Genomic DNA, 23,154 nt, shown 5'->3' with positions numbered 1-23,154 from the left:
GGAACGGGACCGTGTGAGCCTCGCGCCCGGATGGGGACTGGGATGGGCCGGCCGTCGCTTCGCGCGCGAGGACGTCGCGAAGCGCTGACGGCTGGTCACGGTTGAGAAAGATACGACATGTCGAAACGAGTGTTGCTTGGTCTCCTCCTCGCTTGCGGCCTCACGGCCTCGGCGCTGGCGCAAGAGCCGAAGACGGGAGGCGTGATCAACGCCGTGATCCAGCCCGAGCCGCCCGGCCTGATGCTTGCGATGATCCAGAACGGCCCGACCCAGATGGTGTCGGGCAACATCTTCGAGGGGCTCCTGCGCTACAGCCCCAAGCTCGAGCCGCAGCCGGAGCTCGCCGAAAGCTGGAGCGTGAGCGAGGACGCCAAGACTTACACCTTCAAGCTTCGAAAGGGCGTCACCTGGCATGACGGCAAGCCCTTCACCGCCGCCGACGTGCTGTTCTCGGTCGAGATGCTGAAGCAGACGCATGCGCGCGCCCGTAACAATCTCGCACAGGTCGACAAGGTCGAGGCGCCAGACGATTACACCGTCGTCTTCACCCTGAAGCAGCCGTTCGGCCCGTTCCTCGGCATTTTCGAGGTCGGCTCGATGCCGATGGTGCCGAAGCATCTCTATGAAGGCACCGACTGGAAGACCAATCCGTACAACAACGCACCTGTCGGCACCGGCCCCTTCATGTTCAAGGAATGGCAGAAGGGCTCGTTCATCCGGCTGGTCAAGAACCCGAACTATTATGAGAAGGGCAAGCCCTATATCGACGAGATCTACTGGCAGGTCATCCCCGACGCTGCCGCGCGCTCGGTGGCCTACGAGACCGGCAAGGTCGACGTGCTGCCCGGCGGCTCGGTCGAGAATTTCGACGTGCCGCGGCTGTCTAAATTGAAGGACACCTGCGTCACCGGGGCCGGCTGGGAGTTCTTCTCGCCGCTGGCCTGGCTGTGGCTCAACAATCGTCAGGGCCCGCTGGCCGACAGGCGGGTACGCCAGGCGATCATGTATGCGATCGACCGCGATTTCGCCAAGGACGTGATCTGGAACGGGCTCGGCAAGGTCGCAACCGGGCCCTCGGCCTCGACCATCAAGTACTACACCGACGACGTGCCGAAATATCCGTACGATCCGGCCAAGGCCAAGGCGCTGCTGAAGGAAGCCGGCTACAGGGGCGAGAAGATCCGGCTGCTGCCGCTCGCCTATGGCGAGACCTGGCAGCGCTGGGGTGAAGCCGTGAAGCAGAACCTGATGGATGTCGGCATGAACATCGAGACGATCTCGACCGACGTCGCTGGGGGCAACCAGAAGATCGGCGACTGGGATTACGACATCGCCTTCACCTATCTCTACCAGTACGGCGATCCCGCGCTCGGGGTGGGGCGCAATTACGTCTCCAGCGCCATCGCGAAGGGCCAGGTGTTCAACAACGTCGAGGGCTACTCCAACCCCGAGATCGACAAGCTGTTCGCCGACGGCGCGGTCGCCACGCCCGATTCCAAGCGCAAGGAGATTTACGAGAAGGCGCAGAAAATCCTGGTCGAGGACGTGCCGGTGGCCTGGATGCTCGAGTTGCAATTCCCGACCATCACCCGCTGCAAGGTCAAGAATTTGATCACCACGGGCATTGGGGTGAACGACGGCTTCAAAGACGCATGGCTCGAGAAGTGAGTTGTCGTTTGCGGTCGAACGTCAAGGACGGTGCACCTCTCCCGCTTGCGGGGGAGGTCGGCGCGAAGCGCCGGGTGGGGGCTTTCTCCACTCGGGGACCCTATTCGCGGAGGCACCCCCACCCCAGCCCTCCCCCGCAAGCGGGAGAGGGAGCGCACCGTCGCCGCGGCGACACTCTGGCAAAATTGACCTAGTTCTAAGATGCTCTCCTTCGTCACTCAGCGTGTCCTGAAAGGCGCGATCGTTCTGCTTGCGATCGTCGTCCTCAATTTCTTCCTGATACGGCTTGCGCCCGGTGACCCCGCGGTCGTGATGGCGGGCGAAGCCGGGGCCAGCGACCAGGTGTTCGTCAAGCAGCTCCGGGAAAAGTTCGGCCTCGACAAGCCGCTGCCCGAGCAGCTCTTCATCTACGTCAAGGGCATTGCGACCCTCGATCTCGGCTTCTCGTTCCGCCAGCAGGCGCCGGTGGCGAAGCTGATCGCGGAACGGTTGCCTGCGACGCTGTTGTTGACCTTGACGGCATTCGCGATCTCGCTAGCACTCGGCGTTGTCTTCGGCACCTTCGCCGCACGCTTCGCCGGCACCTTCCTCGACACCGGCATCACCATCTTTGCGCTGATCTTCTACGCCATGCCGATCTTCTGGGTCGCGCTGATGGGAATTCTGCTGTTCTCCGTCACCGTCGACTGGCTGCCGAGCTTCGGCTATGAGACCGTCGGCGCCAACCTCACCGGCTTTGCCCATGTCATCGACGTCGCAAAGCACCTGATCATGCCGGCGATGACGCTCGGGCTGTTCTTCATGGCGACCTACACCCGCATGACCCGCGCCTCGATGCTGGAGGTGAAACGGCTAGATTTCGTCAAGACCGCCCGCGCCAAGGGCCTCTCCGATGCCGTGATCCAGCGCCGCCACGTGTTGCGCAACGCGCTCCTCCCTGTCGTGACACTCGCCGGCGTCCATGCCGGCACGCTGATCGGCGGTGCCGTCATCACCGAGACCGTGTTCGCCTGGCCCGGCATCGGGCGCCTGATGTACGACGCACTGCTGCAGCGCGACTACAATCTGCTGCTCGGCGTCTTCGTGACCTGCTCGGTCATGGTGCTGATCTTCAACCTCATCACCGACCTGATCTATCGCCTGGTCGACCCACGCATCGAATTCGCCGCATGAAACAGTTCTGGACATCGATGCTGAAGAGCCCGAGCGGCGTCATCGGCCTCATCATCCTCCTGCTCGCGATATCGGTCGCGGTATTCGGGCCGCTGCTGTTTCCGAACTCGCCCTGGCGCATGGTGCAGCGGCCGTTCCTGCCGCCATTCACGCTCGCCGCCGTGCCGCTCGGCACCGATGCACTCGGCCGCGACGTGTTCGCCGGCATGATCTTCGGCGCACGCGTGTCGCTGCTGGTCGGCCTCGTCTCCACGCTGGTCGCGCTGGTGGTCGGCGTGCCGATCGGCGCCATGGCCGGCTATTTCGGCGGCAAGGTCGACGACGCGCTGATGCGCTTCACCGAGTTCTTCCAGACCATTCCGAGTTTTGCGCTCGCGATCGTGCTGGTCGCGATCCTGCAGCCCTCGATCTATTCGATCGTGGCCTCGATCGCCGTGGTGAGCTGGCCGCCGGTCGCACGCCTCGTGCGCGGCGAGGTGCTGTCGCTGCGCACGCGCGAATATGTCCAGGCCGCCGTGGTCACCGGGCAAAGCAACAGCTGGATCATCCTGCGCGAGATCCTGCCCAACGCGCTGTCGCCGGTGATAGTGCTGGCCTCGCTGATGGTGGCAACCGCGATCCTCTTGGAATCCTCGCTGTCCTTCCTCGGCCTCGGCGATCCCAACCTGATCTCCTGGGGCTACATGGTCGGCGCCGGCCGCACGGTGATACGCCAGGCCTGGTGGATCACCGTGTTTCCCGGCGTTGCCATCCTGATCTCGGTGCTCGGGCTGAACCTGATCGGCGAAGGCCTCAACGACGCGCTCAATCCGCGCCTGTCGCGGGAGGGACACTAATGACCGCCCCTGCCGCCGTCTCGATCAACAACCTGAAGATCGCACTGCCCAAGGGCGCCGAACGTCCCTTCGCCGTCGATGGCGTCTCGTTCGATTTGCGCCCCGGCAAGATCGTCTGCGTCGTCGGCGAGTCCGGCTCCGGCAAGTCGATGTGCGCGCATGCGCTGATGGGCTTGCTGCCGGATACGGTTTCCGTCACCTCCGGCGAGATCCAATTCGAAGGCCGAGACCTGCTCAAGCTCGACGACGACGGCTGGCGCGATCTGCGCGGCCGCCGCATCGCGATGATCTTCCAGGAGCCGATGACCGCGCTCAATCCCTTGATGCGGATCGGCGACCAGATGGCGGAGATGTTCGAGGCCCACGGCCTGCTGACGCCGAAGGAGCGGCGCGCCAAAGCGCTGTCGTTGGCGCGGGAAGTCGGCCTGCCCGACCCCGAACGCATCGTGCGCGCCTATCCGCACCAGCTCTCCGGGGGCCAGCGCCAGCGCGCCATGATCGCGATGGCGCTCGCGCTGGAGCCGGCGGTGCTGGTCGCGGACGAGCCGACCACCGCGCTCGATGTCACCACGCAGGCGCAGATCCTGAAGCTGATCCGCAATCTCCAGCGCAACCGCAACATGGCGGTGATGTTCATCACTCATGATTTCGGCGTCGTTGCCGACATCGCCGACCAGGTCGTGGTGCTCCGCCACGGCAAGGTCGTGGAGGAAGGCCCTGCCGCGACCGTCTTCAGCGAACCGCAGCACGACTACACCAAGGCGCTGCTCGCCGCGGTGCCCTCGATGCATCCGCCGGCGCGCGCGGCGCTGGACGATCAGGCCAAAGCCGTCGAGGTGATCGGGCTGGACAAGACCTACGTTACTTCGGGCGGCTGGTTTCGCGAGGACCGCCGCGTCGAGGCCGCCCGCGCGGTCAACTTCGACATCCTCAAGGGCGAGACGCTCGGGCTCGTCGGCGAATCCGGCTCCGGCAAATCCTCGGTCGCCCGGCTCGTGATGCGACTGATCGAAGCCGACCGTGGCACGGTGCGGATCGGCGACACCGATCTCACGTCTCTTTCTGGCAAGGCGTTGCGCACTGAACGCCATCGCATTCAGATGATCTTCCAGGATCCGTTTGCCTCGCTCAATCCGCGCCGCAAGGTTGGCCACATCATCGCCGACGGCCCCATCGCGGCCGGCCTCGCTCCGAAGATCGCATTCGACCGCGCCCGCGATCTCCTCAAGATGGTCGGCCTCGACGCCGGTGCGCTCGAACGCTATCCGCACGAATTTTCCGGCGGCCAGCGTCAGCGCATCGGGATTGCGCGTGCGCTCGCGCTCGAGCCCGAGGTCATCGTCGCGGACGAAGCCGTCTCCGCGCTCGACGTCTCCGTGCAGGCGCAGGTCTTGAGGTTGCTCGAAGATCTCAAGGCGCGGCTCGGCCTTTCGATGCTGTTCATCACTCACGATCTGCGGGTCGCGGCTCAAATCTGCGACCGCATCGCGGTGATGCAGCGCGGCGCCGTCGTCGAGCTGAAGCCGACGGTGCAACTCTTCAGAGCACCGGAACATTCCTACACGCGCGAACTGCTCGCGGCGGTTCCAGGGCGGAAGGAACGCGCGCCCGCTGCATGAAGCTTTTTTGTTTCGGTATTCCGGCCCGTCTGAGGAACGGACCGGTCACGGGCTTTTTATCCCCTGTGACCGCCTGCAGGGCTGCAAAGCCGAAGCCGGCACCCCACATTCGTATGAAATGATTTCCATCATCTGATGATGGACCGACGATCGATTGGAGCCGATATGGGCCAGATTATTCAGTTTGTCTCGAAGTCCGAGCGCGAGCGTCTTCGCCTCATCCAGGAAGCGCGCGCGATCTACGATAGCATCTTCCCGCCTGACGATTCGACCGGTGAGCACGCGAGTGGATCCGACGTCCGCCGAAATGACGGGAGCAACCTCGCGTGATCAAGATCATCGCTGTGCTCTGCAGCCTCGCCGCGCCGGGAAGCTGCCACGAACAACTCGTCACTTCCTCCGACTTCGCCGAGGTCTCGGTGCAGTCCTGCATGATGGGCGCGCCGCAACTTGCCGAGTGGATGAACCAGCATCCGGCAGAGCGACTGGCAGGATGGCGGTGCGTGATCGGGCAACAGAGCGGCCGCGGAATCTAGGGCCGCGCTCGTTCGAGCTCGTCGATCCGTCTTTCCAGGAAACAGACGCGTAGACCAAATCCGCGGCGCGGCTTTGCAACGCTTGCCGCATCTTACCGCGGATTGGTGTTGCTCCAGGTCGGGACTGCGTTGGTGACGCCGACCGACGGCCAACTATATGTCCCGATCGACGGCGCCGTGACCGTGCCCACCGTCTGTCCTGACGAGCCGTAAGATGGCCTCGGCTGCGCCGCAATCAGGCCGGAGCCGCCATAGGCCGGAGCCACGACATTCGTGTTGTAGTGCCGGCTCGCACGGGCCTTCTTTGCTTCAGCCGTGATCGGCGCGGCAAGCAGTCCGGTCGTGAGGAGCGCGGCGATGGCGAGCCTGGTCGTTGTCATGACTAATCCCTACCTACACTAGCGCCTGTGATCCAGATGTTCATTCAGCAAAGAAACGCCATAGGCCTCCGTTCATAACTCCGTGTGCACAGGAATGTGCCGGTACACGAAGGCGCCCTCCGATCAGCGCCGCTTGGGCCGGGACGCCGTGCGGCCGTGGCGCTCCTTCACCGCCGCGACGGAATGCATCAGCTCCTTGAAGGCATTGATTGCCTTGTCTTGTTCAAGCCCATGTCCGTCGTGCACCTCCAGATGTTCGATGACCGCGAGCAGCGCATCTGCAACTCGGCCGATCTGCTTTCCATAACCCGCAACATCAGACAACACATCCTTCTCGACCTCAGGTGCCGAAGATTGCCCGACGGTGATGTTGATGAGGCCGAACTGGCCACCGGCAGGGCTGAAAAAAGATGGATAAATGGACTGAACGACATCCCCCGACAGGGGCAGCTTGAATACGGGCATGATGTTCCCCTCGCTGACGTTCGACCGGCAGAGACACACTACCACGATCATGGCCGCCTTCGGATCGGCCCGAATCAGCGCTACAGGCTGCGACGACTTCGCGCCTTGAGGTGACATGACGGGCCCCGAACTGAAGCAATTGCGCGCCGACCTGTCCGAGGTGCTCGGACAGGCGCTCACCGCGGCCGACATGGCGAAGCTGTGCGGCTTGCCGGAGAAGGGCGGCGCCGACACGATTCGGCGCTGGGAAGTGAGCGGGCCGACGCTCGCGGCGACCAAGGTGCTGCGCGTGCTTGCGATGGCCAGCGAGCGCTATCCGATCATGGAGAAGTTCGACATCTTCGACCGTCATGACGTGCCGGAGGATGAGCGGCCGGCCAGGCGCACGGCGTTCCGCGCGCAGATGCGCGATGAGGTGTTGCGGCGCCTTGGTTAACGAGATGCGTCCGCGAGGTTACCGGAAGCGCCTCGAATTAAGCCTTCCTTCAGCACTTCTTAAGCCGCCATTAAGCACTCAAATCAATTGAAGCCCAATAAGTTAGCTTAGACGCTGCTGTGCCACACGTGTGACAGCATTTTCCTCAAAAGCAAGCTATCTGCAAAACCAACGCGGTGCGGACAGCGCGCTGCCGGGGACCTTAGTGCTGGAGTTTGGACGATGAAGAAGTTTCTGTTTGCGACCGTTGCACTGCTCGTTGTGGGCGCGGCTGCGCCGGCGATCGGCGCCGATCTCGGCGCCCGCCCCTATTACAACAAGGCTGCGCCGGCCTACGTCGCGCCGATCTACAACTGGACCGGTTTCTACATCGGCGGCCATATCGGCGGTGCGTTCTCGAGCGACAACAATTTCAGCGGCCTCTCGACCGGCAACAACGGCAACGGCCGTTTCCTCGGCGGCTTGCAGGCCGGCATGGATTGGCAGGTCAATCCGAACTTCGTGGTCGGCGCCGAAGCCCAGTATTCCTGGCTTTCCGGCAATGTCGGCGCGGTGTTCCCGGGCGGCACTTACACCAACGACCAGCGCGGCCTCGGCTCGATCACCGGGCGCGTCGGCTACACCTGGGGCCCAGGCCTGGTCTACGTGAAGGGCGGCTACGCCTATTCTGACAACAACGAGAAGGTCACCGTCGGCGGCGTGCCGGCAGCCTTCATCATCGATGGCGATCACCGCAACGGCTACACCGTCGGCGCCGGTCTCGAATACATGTTCGCGCCGAACTGGTCGGCCAAGGCCGAATACCAGTATTACAATTTCGGCGACGCGCACTTCACGGCAGGTCCGCTGGTCGGCACCGGCAACTTCACCACCGACGACCACACCTTCAAGGCCGGCCTCAACTATCGCTTCAACTGGGCAAGCCCGGTCGTCGCGCGCTACTGATCGCGCCTGAAGAGATCGCTTCACCGAGGGCCGGCATCATTGCCGGCCCTTTCTTTTTTCGCCCTGCGGAACTGCCAAGCTTTTGTGCAACTTGCGATTTTTTAACCCGGCCCGGGGATACTCCGCGACGAAAACATAAGATTACGGGTGTGGGGGAATTTCGATGGCGATCCGTCTGGGCGTTGGCCGTGTCCTTGGCCGTCTCAAGCCGCGTTTCAAAATGCCGAGATGGGGCCTGCGCGGCAGCCTGTTCGCGGCTTTCGCCGTGATCGCCGGCATGGGGCTCGTGATCGCGGGCGGCGCCGGCTTCGTATTCAACCATCTCGGCTCGACGATGATGGATCTGAGCGGCCGCGACATCCCGCGCCTCTCCGCCAGCCTTCAGCTCGCCTCGCAGAGCGCGACGCTCGCCGCGCAGGGGCCGGGCCTGCTCGCCTCACCCACCGACGATGCGCTGAACGAGCGCACCAAGAACGTGAAGGAAATCCAGCAGCTCGCGATGGGCAAGCTCGGCGAAATCATCGAGCTCGGCGCCGACCAGCAGACGGCGAGCGCGCTCCGCGACACCGCCAAGAGCATCGACGAGGCCACGCAGAGCCTGGTCTCGGCCGCGCGCGAACGGCTCGACACCGGCGCGCTGCACGACAAGCAATACGAAGCATTGCGCAAGGCCCAACAGTCCTTCGTCGGCGCCGCCGGCCCGGCCATGCTGGACGCGCAAACGCGCCTCAACGCGATCCTCGGTTCGGCGGAAGTGTCGGCCGACGACGCCACCGAAGCCGCACGCACCGTTTCGCAGATCTCGACCGTCTCCGCCAACGGCAACCTGATGGCCGCCGACATGATGGCGGCCCTCTCCGCCAACAGCAGTGATACGCTCGAGGCGATCGAGAAGGAATTCAAGACCACCCGCGACCGCGTCAAGTCCAACCTCGATGACCTCCCGAACATTCCCTCGGTCCAGGCCGTGCGCGACACCGTGCAGAAGCTGTTCGCCTTCGGAGAAGGCAAGAGCGGCGTGTTCAAGATCCGCCAGAAGGAGCTCGACTCCATCGACTACGGCCAGACCATCCTGGACGAGACCCGCAAGCTCAATGTCGGCCTCGGCATCAGCGTGCAGGCGCTCGTCGACGGCGTGCAGAAGGAGACCAACGCCTCGACCTTCCGGGCGCGTCAGGAGATCTCGCTCGCCACGACCGCCATGCTGGCCCTGGGCGGCCTCACCTTGATCGGTTCGGCGCTGTTCGTCTGGCTCTATGTCGGCCGCAACATCCTGCGCCGCATCCGCGAGCTTCAGCGCGCCATGCAGCTGCTCTCGGCCGGCGACCTCGACACCGAGATCGTCCGCTCACGACAGAACGACGAGATCGGCGCGATGAAGGAAACGCTGACCGTGTTCCGCGACAGCATGATCGAGGCCCGGGCGCTTGCGAGCGAGCAGGAAAAGGATCGCGTCGCCAAGGCCGAGCGTGCCGCGCAGATGGAAGCCAAGATCGCGGAGTTCGAAGGCACGGTGCGTGGCGCGCTCGACAATCTCGCGCAATCGGCCAATTCGATGCAGGCAACCGCGCAGAGCATGTCGACCACCGCCGATCAGTCCAACGCGCTGGTGAACGCAGTTGCGTCCGCCGCGGAGGAGACCTCGGTCAACGTGCAGACGGTGTCGTCGGGCACCGAGCAGCTGTCGTCCTCGATCGAGGAGATCAGCAAGCAGGTGGTCACCTCGGCCGCGATCGCCAAGAAGGCGGTGGACGAGGCCGGCGCCACCGACGCGACGGTTCAGAGCCTTGCCGACAGCGCCAGCCGCATCAGCGTCGTGGTCGACCTGATCCAGACGATTGCCTCACAAACCAACCTGCTCGCGCTCAACGCCACCATCGAGGCGGCGCGTGCAGGCGAAGCCGGCCGGGGCTTTGCGGTGGTGGCGTCCGAGGTGAAAAGCCTCGCGAGCCAGACCGCGAAGGCGACGGACGAAATCCGAGCCCAGATCGCCAGCATGCAGCAGGTCACGACATCGGCCGTCGGCGCCATCCAGGGCATCGGCCGGATCATCGGCGAGATCAATGACGTCACCACGACCATTGCAGCCGCGGTCGAGGAACAGGGCGCAGCGACCCGCGAGATCGCCCGCAACATCCAGCATGCCGCCGGCGGCACCAGCGAGGTCTCCAGCAACATCGTCGGCGTCTCCACCGCCTCCGCCGAAGCCGGTGCCGCGGCTAGCGAGGTGCTGAGTGCGTCAGACGCGCTCCGCCGAGAAGCCGACATGCTGCGCGGAGAGATCGACGCGTTCCTCAACAACATGCGGGCGGCGTAAAGCGGCGTCCACACGGGGACTCCACTCCCTCTCCCGCTTGCGGGGGAGGGCAGGGTGGGGGTGCCTCGGCGTTGGGAGTATCTGAGGCACATCGAAACCGTCCCCGGGTGGAGCGAGCCCCCACCCGGCGCTTCGCGCCGACCTCCCCGCAAGCGGGAGAGGTGACCGAATTCGGGGCACGATTGTCCCACATCACGGAAAAACATCACGCGGAATGACCGCCATGCGGAGACCACGGCCCGCACTTTTTCGGCTGGCGCCTCGCCCGCGCTGGGTTTAAGCCGGTAACATGAACGCGAAAACCGACACCGTGCAGTCCTCCGCCGAGGCCCTGCGCTATCCCTGGGACCAGCATCCCGGCCACGACGAGATCGTCGAAGTGCGTCCCGGCGTGTTGTGGGCGCGGCTGAAATTGCCGTTCCGCCTCAACCACGTGAACATCTATCTGCTCGCCGACGGGGATGGCTATGCGATGGTCGATGCCGGATTCGGCAACGAGGAGACCATCGAGGCCTGGACCAAGCTGTTCGAGGGACCGCTGAAGGGCGTGACCATCACGCGCCTGATCGTCACGCATTCGCACCCCGACCATGTCGGACTCGCCGGCTGGATCGTCGAGCGGTTCAACTGCCCGCTGGTGATGTCGCAGGTCGAATATCTGCAATCGGTCTATCACCAGAACCGCGGCACCGAGGAGCGGCGCGAAGCGCAGCGGCTGTTCTTCCGCCGCCACGGCATGGACGAGTCGCTCACCGAAAAGCTGCTCGGTCGTGGTCAGGATTATCTCAAGCGCGTCTCGGTGCTGCCGCCGTCCTACCGCCGCATCTCGCATGGCGACGAGGTCGTGATCGGCACACGCCGCTTCAAGGTGATCACCGGCGGCGGCCACGCGCTCGACCAGGTGATGCTGTATTGCGCCGACGACAAGCTGTTCCTCTCCGCCGACCAGGTGCTGAGCAAGATCTCGCCGAACGTCAGCGTCTGGGCGGTCGAGCCCGACCAGAATTCGCTCGGCGAATACCTGGCCTCGCTTGCGAGCCTCACCACCACCCTGCCCTATGACCTCCTGGTGCTGCCCGGTCATGGCGTGCCGTTCTACGGGCTCAAGACCCGCATCAAGCAGCTCGCCGATCATCACGAGGAGCGCTGCCGCCTGATCGCGGAAGCCTGCCGAGAGGTGCCGCAGACCTCGCGCGCCCTGGTGCCCGTGGTGTTCAACAAGCACGTGCTGGACGAGCACCAGATGGGCTTTGCCGCCGGCGAGCTCGTCGCCCACGTCAACTACATGATCGTCGAAGGCCGGCTGACGGCCGAGACCAAGGACGGCGTGCTGCAGTTCAGGACGACGTGAGCCGTCGTCTCGACCTCGCCCCGTTTGCGCGGCGAGGAGCAGATGGATGGTGCGAAGCAGCATTCTAAGTCGCGCGGACTTGATCGGGATCAAGTCGCGGCGCACCGGATAGGGCATTTTGCCCAAATGCCCCTCACGGCCGAATGTGGCATAGCGCATAGACATTGGAGCTGGAAAAGCTCTAAGTAGACGCGCCCTTTTTGGTCAGTTCCGTCTCAGGTTTGCCGATGGATTACGCCCAGTTCTTCAATTCCGCCCTCGATCGCCTCCATTCTGAACGGCGCTACCGCGTGTTCGCGGATCTGGAGCGCACGGCCGGCCGGTTCCCGCATGCGGTCTGGCATTCGCCCAAGGGCAAGCGCGACGTTGTGATCTGGTGCTCCAACGATTACCTCGGCATGGGCCAGCACCCCAAGGTGATCGGTGCCATGGTGGAGACCGCAACGCGCGTCGGCACCGGCGCGGGCGGCACCCGCAATATCGCGGGCACGCATCACCCGCTGGTGCAGCTCGAAGCCGAGCTCGCCGACCTTCACGGCAAGGAAGCGGCGCTGCTGTTCACCTCGGGCTACGTCTCGAACCAGACCGGCATTGCGACCATCGCAAAACTCATTCCGAACTGCCTGATCCTGTCGGATGAGCTCAACCACAATTCGATGATCGAAGGCATCCGCCAGTCCGGCTGCGAGCGGCAAGTGTTCCGCCACAACGATCTCGCGCATCTCGAAGAGCTGCTGAAGGCCGCGGGTCCGAACCGGCCGAAGCTGATCGCCTGCGAGAGCCTTTACTCCATGGACGGTGACGTCGCTCCGCTCGCCAAGATCTGCGATCTCGCCGAGAAGTATGGCGCGATGACCTATGTCGACGAGGTTCACGCCGTCGGCATGTACGGCCCGCGCGGCGGCGGCATCGCCGAGCGTGACGGCGTCATGCATCGCATCGACATCCTCGAAGGCACGCTCGCAAAGGCGTTCGGCTGCCTCGGCGGCTATATCGCCGCCAACGGCCAGATCATCGACGCGGTGCGTTCCTACGCGCCGGGCTTTATCTTCACCACCGCGCTACCGCCGGCGATCTGCTCGGCCGCAACAGCCGCGATCAAGCATCTGAAGACCTCGAACTGGGAGCGCGAGCGCCACCAGGACCGTGCCGCCCGCGTCAAGGCGATCCTCAATGCCGCGGGCCTGCCTGTGATGTCGAGCGACACCCACATCGTGCCGCTGTTCGTCGGGGACCCCGAAAAGTGCAAGCAGGCCTCGGACATGCTGCTCGAGGAGCACGGCATCTACATCCAGCCGATCAACTACCCGACCGTGCCCAAAGGCAGTGAGCGGCTGCGCATCACGCCCTCGCCCTATCACGACGACGGCCTGATCGATCAGCTCGCCGAAGCCTTGCTCCAGGTCTGGGAGCGCCTCGGCCTGCCGCTGCGCGAGAAGTCGCTGGCGGCGGAGTGATCCAGCGTCCTGGTGAAGGCCTGGACCTATTATCCCGACCGCCATTGCTGCGGCACGCTGAAGTCACAGCGTGTCCCTAACCACGTCCGGTGGCTATGGGCCTGGCGTTCGCCAGGACGACCTCGACGTTGGCACTTTACGACAACCCCAAGTTCCCCCTTCCGCCTGCCATTTCGCTGTCGCCTCCACCCGGCCAACGCGCTAGATTTGCAGGGAAAATGAGATCGGGCGCGAAAGCGCCATGGGAGAAGCACGCTCGCCATGCTGCACGATTGGGGCGTGATTGCTGCCGCCTTCGGCTATATCGGCTTCCTATTCCTGGTGGCGAGCCATGGTGACCGTCGCTCGCCGGCTGGAGCCGGCCGCGCGTCCGGACTGATCTATCCGCTATCGCTGGCGATCTACTGCACCTCCTGGACCTTCTTCGGCTCGGTCGGCTTTGCCACCCGTACCTCGACCGATTTCCTTGCGATCTATGTCGGTCCGATCCTGATGATCGGGCTTGGCGCCGGCGTGCTTCGCCGCGTGATCCAGCTTGCCAAAGCACACAACATCACCTCGATCGCCGACTTCATCGGCGCGCGCTACGGCAAGAGCCAGGCCGTGGCGGCGACGGTGGCGCTGATCGCGATCATCGGCTCGGTGCCCTACATCGCGCTCCAGCTCAAGGCGGTGGCCTCCTCGCTCGAAGTCATCCTGAGTGAGGACCAGGCGTTCTCGCACATTCCGATCCTCGGCGACATTGCGCTGATGGTGACCTTGGCGATGGCGGCCTTCGCGGTGCTGTTCGGAACACGGCAAACCGACGCCACCGAGCATCAGCACGGGTTGATGCTGGCAGTTGCGACCGAGTCCACCATCAAGCTGGCTGCCTTCCTCACCGCGGGCATTTTCGTCACCTTCTGGATGTTCTCCCCGCACGAGTTGATCGAGCGCGCGATGAAGACGCCGGAGGCGGTCCGCGCCATCGAGTATTCGCCGTCGATCGGTAATTTCCTGACCATGACGCTGCTGTCGCTGTGCGCGATCATGCTGCTGCCGCGGCAGTTTCACGTCAGCGTGGTGGAGAACTCCTCCGATGCCGAGGTCAGCCGCGCGCGCTGGCTGTTTCCGCTCTACCTCGTCGCCATCAATGTGTTCGTGATCCCGATTGCGCTCGCCGGCCTGATCAGCTTTCCGTTCGGCGCGGTCGATCCCGACATGTACGTTCTGGCCCTGCCGATGGAAGGCGGCGCGGGACTGCTCAGCGTCGCCGTCTTCGTGGGCGGCCTGTCGGCAGCAACCGCGATGGTGATCGTCGAATGCGTCGCGCTCTCCATCATGGTCTCGAACGACCTCGTGGTGCCGCTGGTGCTGCAACGACGCCCCGAAGGGCGCACGGGGGCCACGGATTTCGGCGACTTCCTGCTGCGCTCGCGACGGCTCGCCATCTTCGCCATCATGGTGATGGCCTATTTCTACTATCGCGCGCTCGGTAATGCCCAGCTCGCGGCGATCGGCCTGCTCTCCTTTGCCGCCATCGCGCAGCTCGCGCCCGCCTTCTTCGGCGGCCTGCTGTGGCGGAGGGCGACCGCGCGCGGCGCCATCGGCGGCATGCTGGTCGGCTTCGCGGTGTGGCTCTACACGCTGTTCATCCCGAGCTTCATGGATACCTCCACCGCGGGCATCCTGCTGCTCCAGCATGGCCCGTTCGGCATCGAGGCGCTGCGGCCGCAGGCGCTGTTCGGCGCCGATCTGTCGCCGTTGATGCATGGCGTGGTCTGGTCGCTTTCGCTGAACATCCTCACTTACGTGCTACTGTCGCTGGCGCGGCAGCCCTCGTCCATCGAGCTGGTGCAGGCCGACCTGTTCGTGCCCAACACGCTCGCGCCGATCTCGCCGAACTTCCGCCGCTGGCGCACGACCGTCACGGTGCAGGACATCCAGACGACCGTCGCGCAATATCTCGGACCCGATCGCGCCCGGCACTCCTTCGAAGCGTTCTCTGCGCGGCGCAATATGCGGCTGGAGCCGGGAGCCCCCGCCGATTTCGAATTGTTGCAGCACGCCGAACACCTGATCGCCTCCTCGATCGGGGCGGCATCATCGCGCCTCGTGATGTCGCTGCTGCTGCGCAAACGCACGGTGTCCGCGAAAGCCGCGCTGAAGCTGCTCGACGATTCCCATGCGGCGCTGCACTTCAACCGCGAGATCCTCCAGACCGCGCTGAATCACGTGCGCCAGGGCATCGCCGTGTTCGATGCCGACCTGCAACTGATCTGTTCCAACAGGCAGTTCGGCGATCTGCTCAACGTGCCCCCGCATTTCATCCAGTTCGGCACGCCGCTCCGCGAGATCCTGGAATTCATGGGCGTGAGCGATCCGGCCAATGAGGGGAATCGCGAGGCGATGATCGAGCAGCGGCTCGTGGCCTACACCACCGACAGCGAGCCTTATCTCGAGCGCCTGCCCGAACGCCGCATGGTGATCGAGGTGCTCACCAACCGCATGCCCGGCGGCGGCTTCGTCATCACATTCACTGACGTCACGCCGACCTTCGAAGCCGCGGAAGCGCTGGAACGCGCCAACGCCACGCTGGAGAAGCGCGTGCGCGACCGCACCGAGGAACTGACCCGGCTCAACTCCGAGCTGGCGCTGGCCAAGAGCAGCGCGGAGGACGCCAGCATCTCCAAGACCCGCTTCCTCGCGGCTGCCAGCCACGACATTCTCCAGCCGCTGAATGCGGCGCGGCTCTATGTCACGAGCCTGGTCGAGCGTCAGCACAACGGCGAGGAGACGCGGCTGGTCGAGAATATCGACGAATCGCTGCAGGCCATCGAGGAGATCCTCGGCGCGCTGCTCGACATCTCCAGGCTCGATGCCGGCGCAATGACGACCTCGATCTCGAGCTTCAAGATGGCCGATCTGATGCGCTCGCTGGAGATCGAGTTCGCACCGATCGCGCGTGCCAAGGGCCTCGACCTCACCTTCGTGCCCTGCTCGCTGCCGGTCGAGTCGGACCGGTTGCTGCTGCGGCGGCTGCTGCAGAACCTGATCTCGAACGCGATCAAATACACCCCGCGCGGGCGCGTGTTGGTCGGCTGCCGCCGGCGCGGCGCCTCGCTCAATATCTGCGTCTACGACACCGGCGTCGGCATTCCCGCGGTCAAGCGCGGCGAGATCTTCAAGGAATTCCACCGCCTCGAGCAGGGCGCGCGGATCGCGCGCGGGCTGGGATTGGGACTCTCGATCGTGGAGCGGCTGGCGCGCGTGTTGGACCACCGCATCACCATCGACGCCAATGCCGGCGGGGGCTCACTGTTCTCCGTGACCGTCCCGACCGCGAAGGCCGTGACGCTGACCGCCGCGGTGACCAGCGCAACACCGCTGGCACGCACCTCGATCTCCGGCGCGCTGATCGTCTGCATCGAGAACGACGCCGCGATCCTCGACGGCATGCGGACGCTGCTGAAGGCCTGGGATGCCGAGGTGATCGCGGTCGCCGATCCCGAAGGCGCAATTGCGGCCATCGAAGCCGCCGGCCGGCGGGTCACCGGGCTGCTCGTCGACTATCACCTCGACCGCGGCAACGGCATCGCCGCCATCCGCGAGATCCGCCGCCGCTTCGGCGACACCATCCCCGCCATCCTGATCACCGCCGATCGCAGCCCGGCGGTGCAAACGGCGGCGCGCGACGAGAAGATCGCGGTGCTGAACAAGCCGGTCAAGCCGGCCTCGCTGCGGGCCCTGCTGGGGCAGTGGCGGACGCAGCAGATGGTGGCGGCGGAATAGGGCTCGGGCGGCCGGCGCGACGTCTCAGGGCGCGAGCCGCGTGAAGACGTAGTCATGGCTCCTGGCGCGGGCTTCATGGCAGGCAAAGCAGGTGCGGTGCTGCGCCTCGTCCACCGGCTTGCCGTCGATGAAGCGGCCAAAGCCCCAGCCGCCGGTCGCGGCATATTTCCTGGAATCCTTGACCATGACCTGGATCGTGGTGGCGGCACCGGGAACGGTTGCAGAGGCGAAGTCGGGAGACTGCGTGCGCTTCCAGGCACGCTTCACCAGAATGGTGCCGTCGGGAAATGGCAGCTTGCCATCCTGATAGGCTTCGCTTGCGGCCTGGTTGCCGACGACCGCGCGCAACTCATCCACGGGCGCGGCCTCTTCGGCCGGCGCGATCAGCTCCCACTGCTTGTAGTTCACGGGAATCGTGACGCCGAAGATCGGCAAGGCATTCGCCGCGGTAGGGCCTTGGGCGAGCGCGATCGAGACCAGATACGGCACGCATGTCAATAGAGCGACGACAAGCAGGATCGCCAGCGCGATGACCGTGGTGGGGAACGATTTTTTCTGTTCAGATTCGGGGGACGTCATGAGATGTCTTCAGGCTGGATCGCGGCCGTGCCTCGGCCCGGCGCGCGCCGGACCGGGGACAGGAACGTGCCCTCACGCGCCGTCGTCGGCGTCGATGATAGCCTTGGCAAAGGCCTGCGGCGCTTCCTGCGGCAGATTGTGACCGACGCCGCCCGTGATCAGGCGATAGTCGTAGCGGCCGGAGAATTTCTTGGCATAGGTGCTGGAATCGGGATGCGGGGCGCCGTTAGCGTCGCCTTCCATGGTGATCGTGGGCACGCTGATCACTGGACCTGCCGCGAGCTGCCTTTCGATCTCCTCGTACTTCGATTCGCCTTTCACAAGTCCCAGCCGCCAGCGGTAATTATGGATCGTGATCGCGACGTGATCCTTGTTGTCGAAGGCCTTCGCGCTACGGTCGAAAGTGGCGTCATCGAACTTCCACTGCGGCGAGGCCAGCTTCCAGATCAGCTTGGCGAAATCATGCGTGTACTTCTCGTAGCCGGCGCGGCCGCGCTCGGTCGCGAAATAGAACTGATACCACCATTGCAGCTCGGCCGAAGGCGGCAGCGGCGCACTGCCCGCCGCCTGGCCGGAGATCAGATAGCCGCTCACAGACACCAGGGCGCGGCAGCGCTCCGGCCACAGCGCCGCGATGATATCTGCGGTGCGCGCGCCCCAATCGAAGCCGGCAACAACGGCCTTCTTGATGTCGAGCGCATCCATCAACGCGATGATGTCGACGGCCAGCGCCGCCGGTTCGCCATTGCGCAGCGTCTCATCCGAGAGGAACTGGGTCGAACCGTAGCCGCGCAAATAGGGAATGATGACGCGGTAGCCGGCCTGCGCCAGGATCGGCGCGACGTCGATGAAGCTGTGAATGTCGTAAGGCCAGCCGTGCAGCAGGATAGCCACGGGGCCGGTCGCCGGGCCCGCTTCCGCGTAGCCGACATCGAGCACGCCGGCTTTGATCTGCTTGATCGTGCCGAAGGAAGCGCTCGATGCGGAGGAGCGTACCGCCTCGGTTGCGGCGCGCGCAAGGTCGATCGCGCCTAGACCGACGGCGACCGTGCCGGCTGCGACGCCGAGGAACTGGCGGCGATGCTGGTCGATGATCTGTCTCATGGTCGGATACTTTCTCTTGAGGGTTGTCGGATTGATCAGATCAAATCGATCGTGACGTCGATATTGCCGCGAACAGCCTTGGAATAAGGACAGGTCCGGTGGGCCTCGTCGATGAGATCGCGCGCGACGTCGCGGTCCAGGCCAGGTAGGCTGACTCCGAGGCGGGCTCTGAGCGCGTAGGCCCCCTCGTCGAGGACGAGATCGATTTCCGCATCGATCGCGCTCTTGCTCGGAAGCTCGATTTTGCGCTTCCGGGCTGCGATCTCCATCGCGCCTTCGAAGCAGGCGGACCAGCCGGCTGCGAACAATTGCTCGGGATTGGTGCCGATGCCGGCACTGCCCGGAGGCGACAGCCGCACATCGAGACGTCCGTCGGAGCTGCGGGACATGCCGTCCTGACGGCCGCCAGTGGTGTGGGTTCGCGCGGTGTAGAGCAGTTTTTCCGTTGGGCTCATGAGGATCTCCTTGCCGTCACGACAACTGACTAGCAGGGCGCCTCGCGGTACGCCCGTTTGGACTTATGAGAAGTTGTGAGGCCGGCAGGGAACCCGATTTTAGACCCGCAAACATTGTCAGATGCCGATGCAAGACCGACCTTGCGGGATCGCCGCCCGCTGGCTACCGATGCCGGCAAATGAGCAAGACTCCGTGATGACTGAGCCGGCCAAGTCCGCTGCCGCAACACTCTCGTTCGGACCATTCACCGTCACGCCGCATGCGAGGCTGGTGACGCGCGACGGCGTCGCGCTGGCGTTGGGCGCCAAGAGCTTCGACACGCTGATCGCCCTGATGTCGCGCCCCAACGAGGTCGTCAGCAAATGGGACCTGATGGGCCTGGTCTGGCCCGGCATGAGCGTCGAGGAAGCCAATCTGCGCTTCCACATCGCAGCGCTGCGGAAGGCGCTCGGCGATGGCAAGGACGGCGCCCGCTACATCACGACCCTGTCCGGCCGCGGCTATTGCTTCGTGGCACCGATCTCGCGCGCCGAGATTCCGGAGCCGCCGCGTCCGGCGCCCCGAGCGGAATTGCCGCCTGTCAAGCTGCCGAACCGGCTGCAGCGGATGGTCGGACGCGCGGACGCGATCGCCACCGTGTCGGACAAGCTCGTCACCTCCCGTTTCGTCACGATCGTGGGCCCCGGCGGCGTCGGCAAGACGGCCGTTGCGGTCGCGATCGCCCACGACCTGATCGAAACGTTCTCCGACGCCGCGCATTTCGTCGATCTCGCAGCGCTGAGCGATCCCGATCTCGTGATCACCTCGCTTCTGCTGATGCTCGGCCTGCCGGCCCAGGCAGACGATCCTATGCCCGCTTTGCTTGCACATCTGCAGGACAAGCGCATGTTGCTGATCCTGGACAATTGCGAGCATGTGATTGCCGCGGCTGCACCACTGGCCGCGGAGATTTTTCAGGCCGCGCCGCAGGTCCATATCCTGGCGACGAGTCGCGAGGCGCTGCGCGTCGAGGGCGAGCAGGTCTACCGGCTGGCGCCGCTTGGCGTTCCCCCTGAAAATCGCGAACTGACGGCCGCGGTCGCCCGGACCTATCCCGCACTGGAGCTTTTCCTCGAACGCGCTGCCGCAGGCGGTGCCCGGATCAAGCTCGACGATTCCAATGCCGACATCGCCGCGAGAATCTGCCGCAAGCTCGACGGCATGGCGCTGGCGATCGAGCTTGCCGCCGGACGGGTCGAAGCCTATGGCCTGGAGCAGACCGCTACGCTGCTCGACGAACGCCTCAACCTGCTCTGGCAGGGACAGCGGACCGCGCCGCCGCGGCAGAAGACGTTGCAGGCTACGCTGGACTGGAGCTACGGGCTGCTGTCTGAGCTCGAACGTCTGGTGCTGCGCAGGCTTGCGGTTTTCGCCGGCCATTTCACCATCGACGCCGCGCTCGAGGTCGTGCCCGACGAGCAGGTCGACCGCTCGCGTCTGTTCGACTCCATCGACAGCCTCGTCGCCAAATCGATGGTCGCCCCACGGCCCATCGGCGCCATGATGCGCTATCGTCTTCTCGACACCACCCGCGCCTATCTGCTCGCGATCGCCGACGACGGATCGGCGCTCGCCGCCCGCCACGCCGCCTATTACCAGCGATGGCTGCAGCAGGCCGGCGCGACATGGGCGACGCTGCCGAGTGCCGATGAGCGGGCCATCCATTTCTCCGCGCTTCACAACGTGCGCGCCGCGCTCGACTGGTGTTTCGGCGCGGGCGGCAATACCGCGATCGGCATTGCACTCGCCGCTGCGGCGGCGCCCATCTTCCTCGCAATGTCCCTGCTGATCGAATGCCGGCGCTGGTCGGAACGGGCGCTGCTGGCGATCGATCCCACCGCGCGCGGCAGCACTGAAGAGATGCATCTGCAAGCCGCGCTCGGATTGACCTTGATGTTCACGCACGGTGGCAGCGAAGCGGCGCATAGCGCGCTGAGTCGCGCGCTCGCCATTGCGGACGGGCTCGGCGATGCACAAAACCAGCTCCAATTGCTCGGTCGGATGCACATCTTCCACGAGCGGATCGGTCAGTTCGAGGCCGCGCTCGAGCATGCGCAACGGAGTCTCGGCGTCGCCGAAGCGCTGGGCGATGCCGCTTCGCTTGCTCTCGCCCAGTCGCTGCTCGGCGTCTCCTTGCATCTGGGCGGTCAGCATCGCGACGCCCTGACGATGCTGGAGGCAGCCTGGCGTGGTCCTGGCACCGAACGGATCAGCACGGTCTATGGGTTCGACCATCGCAACCGCGCCGGCATCTCGCTGGCGCGTGAGATGTGGCTGCAGGGCCGCCCCGCGCAGGCGCGGCGGCTAGCCCAGCAGACGGTCGCGGAAGCCGCGCAGATGGACCATCCGATCACGCTCTGCATCGCCCTGATCTGGGCGGTCTCGATCGATCTCTGGAGCGGTGACCTCGATGGGGCGGAGGAGCACATCGACCGCTTCATCGCTCACGCCGAGTCGCGCTCGATGGGGCCTTATCTCGCGGTCGGCAGAGGCGTCAAAGGCGAGCTCGCGATCCGGCGCGGCGATGCGAAGAGCGGCGTCGAAACGCTCAGGCGCTCCCTGCAGGAGCTGCACGATGCCGGCTATGAGCTGCTCACCACGACGTTCAACATCGCCCTGGTTGAAGGTCTTCTGGCGCTCGGAGAAATCGAGAGAAGCGCGCAGTTGATCGACGATGCGATCCGTCTCGTCGCGCGGAGTGGCGATCATTTGTACATGCCGGAGCTGCTGCGAATGAGCGGCAAGGTGTTACTGTCGCAGCCCCAGCCGAATATCGAGCAGGCGGAGAGCTGCGTCAGGGAAGCACTCGAGCTGAGCCGGCGCACCGGCGCCAAAGCCTGGGAGCTGCGCGCTGCGATTGATCTGGCGACGTTTGTTGCCGACGGCGGGGAAGCGAAGCGAACGCTCCGAACCGCGTTCGAAGGTTTTGCCGAGGGCTGCGACACCATGGAGATCAAGGCGGCTCGCGAGATCCTGAACGGTCTGTAGATCGCTCCTGTCCCGGACGCGCTGCCGGGACCTGGAATACCACGCCGCGTGCGGCCCGCGACTGGACTACCCCGTCGGGGCGCCCTGCTTCCACTGGCCGCCGGCGATCTTGGCGGCCGCGATCACCGCCTGGGTCCGGCTTTCGACGCCGAGCTTCTGCAGGATCGCCGAGACATGCGCCTTGATCGTCGCCTCGGAGACGCCGAGCTCGTAGGCGATCTGCTTGTTCAGCAATCCCTCCGACAGCATCATCAAGACCCGCACCTGCTGCGGCGTCAGCGTCACCAGGCGGTCGCGCAGCTTCGTCATGTCGGGGTCGGCGACAGCGGACAGGTCCGTGTCGGCGGGAACCCAGACGTCCCCCTCCATCACCTTGAGGATGGCATCGCGCAAGGTCTCGACACCGAACCGCTTTGGGATGAACCCGGACGCGCCGAAATCGAGCGAGCGGCGGATGGTGGCGCTGTCGTCGGAGGCCGAGACGATCACCACCGGGATCGCCGGATATTGGGCGCGCAGATAGATCAGGCCGGAGAAGCCGGAGATGCCGGGCATCGAGAGGTCGAGCAGGACCAGGTCGACGTCAGAGGTCTGCTCCAAGAGCTTGGTCAGATCTTCGAAAGAACCAGCCTCGTCAATCTTCGCCGTGCTCAGAACGCCCGCCACCGCCTGCCGCAGCGCATCGCGGAACAGCGGATGGTCATCGGCAATGACGAGATGGGTGGAGGGAGCGTTCATCGATCTCTTGCTGTCGTTCGTCACCGGGCCAGTAGTCCGGACCGGGACAATGGTCAATTCTTTCCCGACCGGCCGTGGCATGCAAGAGCCCATTATTCCTTTACGGAAAAAGGGGTTAATCCGCGCGCCGGGAGCGCGGCACGGCACTATAACTCCGCACCGTCAGTTGCGTGTCAGTGCGGAAGGCCGAAAGTCGTATTGGGGCAGGTTTCACGCCGATGTTACTTTGAGCGCAAGCCTAAATTGATCCGGCTGGTCCGGACGCGCGGCTTTGCACTAACTCTTGGGAGCGAAAC

The 23,154-nt window shown here is 64.7% G+C and carries 18 protein-coding genes; 12 read left to right on the top strand and 6 right to left on the bottom strand.

Features of this window, described 5'->3' with window-relative positions; genetic code table 11:
* The first annotated feature begins 117 nt into the window (after nt 1-117).
* The 5 genes from IF809_RS27050 to IF809_RS27030 all read left to right on the top strand — a co-directional run bounded on the left by IF809_RS27050 (nt 118) and on the right by IF809_RS27030 (nt 5,832).
* On the top strand, nt 118-1,668 hold the full coding sequence (locus IF809_RS27050) for an ABC transporter substrate-binding protein (protein ID WP_462839013.1): 1,551 nt from the start codon (nt 118-120) through the stop codon (nt 1,666-1,668).
* A 201-nt stretch (nt 1,669-1,869) separates the two neighbouring features.
* Entirely contained in the window at nt 1,870-2,841 is a 972-nt protein-coding gene (locus IF809_RS27045) for an ABC transporter permease (protein ID WP_128968747.1), read from the top strand.
* The gene (locus IF809_RS27040) at nt 2,838-3,677 is read left to right on the top strand and encodes an ABC transporter permease (protein WP_128968748.1); all 840 of its coding nucleotides are present in this window, start codon (nt 2,838-2,840) and stop codon (nt 3,675-3,677) included. Before IF809_RS27045 ends, IF809_RS27040 begins: the two co-directional genes overlap by 4 nt.
* Nucleotides 3,677-5,296: an ABC transporter ATP-binding protein gene (locus IF809_RS27035; RefSeq protein ID WP_462839012.1), complete on the top strand. Its 1,620-nt coding sequence runs from the start codon at nt 3,677-3,679 to the stop codon at nt 5,294-5,296. Before IF809_RS27040 ends, IF809_RS27035 begins: the two co-directional genes overlap by 1 nt.
* A gap of 326 nt (nt 5,297-5,622) precedes the next feature.
* Nucleotides 5,623-5,832 (top strand): hypothetical protein, encoded by a 210-nt coding sequence (locus IF809_RS27030; protein ID WP_128968750.1) that lies wholly within the window; start codon nt 5,623-5,625, stop codon nt 5,830-5,832.
* Nucleotides 5,833-5,924: 92 nt separating this feature from the next.
* Here the strand turns inward: IF809_RS27030 and IF809_RS27025 are convergent, their stop codons facing one another.
* Complete coding sequence (locus IF809_RS27025; protein WP_462839011.1) at nt 5,925-6,212, bottom strand: hypothetical protein; 288 nt, start codon at nt 6,210-6,212, stop codon at nt 5,925-5,927.
* Nucleotides 6,213-6,335: 123 nt separating this feature from the next.
* Nucleotides 6,336-6,794: a hypothetical protein gene (locus IF809_RS27020; RefSeq protein ID WP_462839010.1), complete on the bottom strand. Its 459-nt coding sequence runs from the start codon at nt 6,792-6,794 to the stop codon at nt 6,336-6,338.
* Here IF809_RS27020 and IF809_RS27015 point away from each other — a divergent pair.
* The 6 genes from IF809_RS27015 to IF809_RS26990 all read left to right on the top strand — a co-directional run bounded on the left by IF809_RS27015 (nt 6,793) and on the right by IF809_RS26990 (nt 16,954).
* Entirely contained in the window at nt 6,793-7,113 is a 321-nt protein-coding gene (locus IF809_RS27015) for a hypothetical protein (RefSeq protein ID WP_462839009.1), read from the top strand. The genes IF809_RS27020 and IF809_RS27015 overlap by 2 nt on opposite strands.
* 222 nt (nt 7,114-7,335) lie before the next feature.
* Nucleotides 7,336-8,058 carry an outer membrane protein gene (locus tag IF809_RS27010; RefSeq protein ID WP_128968753.1) on the top strand — a complete coding sequence of 241 codons (723 nt, stop codon included), beginning with the start codon at nt 7,336-7,338 and terminating at the stop codon, nt 8,056-8,058.
* 163 nt (nt 8,059-8,221) lie between these two features.
* Nucleotides 8,222-10,375 (top strand): methyl-accepting chemotaxis protein, encoded by a 2,154-nt coding sequence (locus IF809_RS27005; RefSeq protein WP_128968754.1) that lies wholly within the window; start codon nt 8,222-8,224, stop codon nt 10,373-10,375.
* Nucleotides 10,376-10,664: 289 nt separating this feature from the next.
* A complete protein-coding gene (locus IF809_RS27000; RefSeq protein WP_128968755.1) occupies nt 10,665-11,726 on the top strand; it encodes an MBL fold metallo-hydrolase in 1,062 nt (353 codons plus the stop codon).
* 227 nt (nt 11,727-11,953) lie between these two features.
* Entirely contained in the window at nt 11,954-13,183 is a 1,230-nt protein-coding gene (hemA, locus tag IF809_RS26995; RefSeq protein ID WP_128968756.1) for a 5-aminolevulinate synthase, read from the top strand.
* Nucleotides 13,184-13,444: 261 nt separating this feature from the next.
* Nucleotides 13,445-16,954 (top strand): PAS domain-containing hybrid sensor histidine kinase/response regulator, encoded by a 3,510-nt coding sequence (locus IF809_RS26990; protein WP_128968757.1) that lies wholly within the window; start codon nt 13,445-13,447, stop codon nt 16,952-16,954.
* A gap of 24 nt (nt 16,955-16,978) precedes the next feature.
* Here the strand turns inward: IF809_RS26990 and IF809_RS26985 are convergent, their stop codons facing one another.
* The 3 genes from IF809_RS26985 to IF809_RS26975 form a co-directional block, all read right to left on the bottom strand.
* Entirely contained in the window at nt 16,979-17,533 is a 555-nt protein-coding gene (locus tag IF809_RS26985; RefSeq protein ID WP_462839008.1) for a cytochrome P460 family protein, read from the bottom strand.
* 72 nt (nt 17,534-17,605) lie between these two features.
* A complete protein-coding gene (locus IF809_RS26980) occupies nt 17,606-18,637 on the bottom strand; it encodes an alpha/beta fold hydrolase (protein WP_128968759.1) in 1,032 nt (343 codons plus the stop codon).
* Nucleotides 18,638-18,672: 35 nt separating this feature from the next.
* Nucleotides 18,673-19,092: an organic hydroperoxide resistance protein gene (locus IF809_RS26975; protein ID WP_128968760.1), complete on the bottom strand. Its 420-nt coding sequence runs from the start codon at nt 19,090-19,092 to the stop codon at nt 18,673-18,675.
* Between the two features lie 196 nt (nt 19,093-19,288).
* On the opposite strand from IF809_RS26975, the gene IF809_RS26970 reads away from it, so the two are divergent.
* Entirely contained in the window at nt 19,289-22,120 is a 2,832-nt protein-coding gene (locus tag IF809_RS26970; RefSeq protein WP_462839007.1) for an ATP-binding protein, read from the top strand.
* A gap of 66 nt (nt 22,121-22,186) precedes the next feature.
* On the opposite strand, the gene IF809_RS26965 is transcribed toward IF809_RS26970, so the two are convergent.
* Nucleotides 22,187-22,858 (bottom strand): response regulator transcription factor, encoded by a 672-nt coding sequence (locus tag IF809_RS26965; protein ID WP_128968762.1) that lies wholly within the window; start codon nt 22,856-22,858, stop codon nt 22,187-22,189.
* Nucleotides 22,859-23,154 lie beyond the last annotated feature (296 nt).

The sequence above is a fragment of the Bradyrhizobium sp. UFLA06-24 genome (assembly GCF_054967145.1).
This window is presented reverse-complemented; position numbering and strand designations above follow the sequence as displayed.

What these genes read in the sequence shown, in the direction of transcription:
- IF809_RS27050 (WP_462839013.1), top strand. Translation starts at nt 118, where the DNA reads ATGTCGAAACGAGTGTTGCTTGGTCTCCTCCTCGCTTGCGGCCTCACG.
- IF809_RS27045 (WP_128968747.1), top strand. Translation starts at nt 1,870, where the DNA reads ATGCTCTCCTTCGTCACTCAGCGTGTCCTGAAAGGCGCGATCGTTCTG.
- IF809_RS27040 (WP_128968748.1), top strand. Translation starts at nt 2,838, where the DNA reads ATGAAACAGTTCTGGACATCGATGCTGAAGAGCCCGAGCGGCGTCATC.
- IF809_RS27035 (WP_462839012.1), top strand. Translation starts at nt 3,677, where the DNA reads ATGACCGCCCCTGCCGCCGTCTCGATCAACAACCTGAAGATCGCACTG.
- IF809_RS27025 (WP_462839011.1), bottom strand. Translation starts at nt 6,212, where the DNA reads ATGACAACGACCAGGCTCGCCATCGCCGCGCTCCTCACGACCGGACTG.
- IF809_RS27015 (WP_462839009.1), top strand. Translation starts at nt 6,793, where the DNA reads ATGACGGGCCCCGAACTGAAGCAATTGCGCGCCGACCTGTCCGAGGTG.
- IF809_RS27020 (WP_462839010.1), bottom strand. Translation starts at nt 6,794, where the DNA reads ATGTCACCTCAAGGCGCGAAGTCGTCGCAGCCTGTAGCGCTGATTCGG.
- IF809_RS27010 (WP_128968753.1), top strand. Translation starts at nt 7,336, where the DNA reads ATGAAGAAGTTTCTGTTTGCGACCGTTGCACTGCTCGTTGTGGGCGCG.
- IF809_RS27005 (WP_128968754.1), top strand. Translation starts at nt 8,222, where the DNA reads ATGGCGATCCGTCTGGGCGTTGGCCGTGTCCTTGGCCGTCTCAAGCCG.
- IF809_RS27000 (WP_128968755.1), top strand. Translation starts at nt 10,665, where the DNA reads ATGAACGCGAAAACCGACACCGTGCAGTCCTCCGCCGAGGCCCTGCGC.
- hemA (WP_128968756.1), top strand. Translation starts at nt 11,954, where the DNA reads ATGGATTACGCCCAGTTCTTCAATTCCGCCCTCGATCGCCTCCATTCT.
- IF809_RS26990 (WP_128968757.1), top strand. Translation starts at nt 13,445, where the DNA reads ATGCTGCACGATTGGGGCGTGATTGCTGCCGCCTTCGGCTATATCGGC.
- IF809_RS26985 (WP_462839008.1), bottom strand. Translation starts at nt 17,533, where the DNA reads ATGACGTCCCCCGAATCTGAACAGAAAAAATCGTTCCCCACCACGGTC.
- IF809_RS26980 (WP_128968759.1), bottom strand. Translation starts at nt 18,637, where the DNA reads ATGAGACAGATCATCGACCAGCATCGCCGCCAGTTCCTCGGCGTCGCA.
- IF809_RS26975 (WP_128968760.1), bottom strand. Translation starts at nt 19,092, where the DNA reads ATGAGCCCAACGGAAAAACTGCTCTACACCGCGCGAACCCACACCACT.
- IF809_RS26970 (WP_462839007.1), top strand. Translation starts at nt 19,289, where the DNA reads ATGACTGAGCCGGCCAAGTCCGCTGCCGCAACACTCTCGTTCGGACCA.
- IF809_RS26965 (WP_128968762.1), bottom strand. Translation starts at nt 22,858, where the DNA reads ATGAACGCTCCCTCCACCCATCTCGTCATTGCCGATGACCATCCGCTG.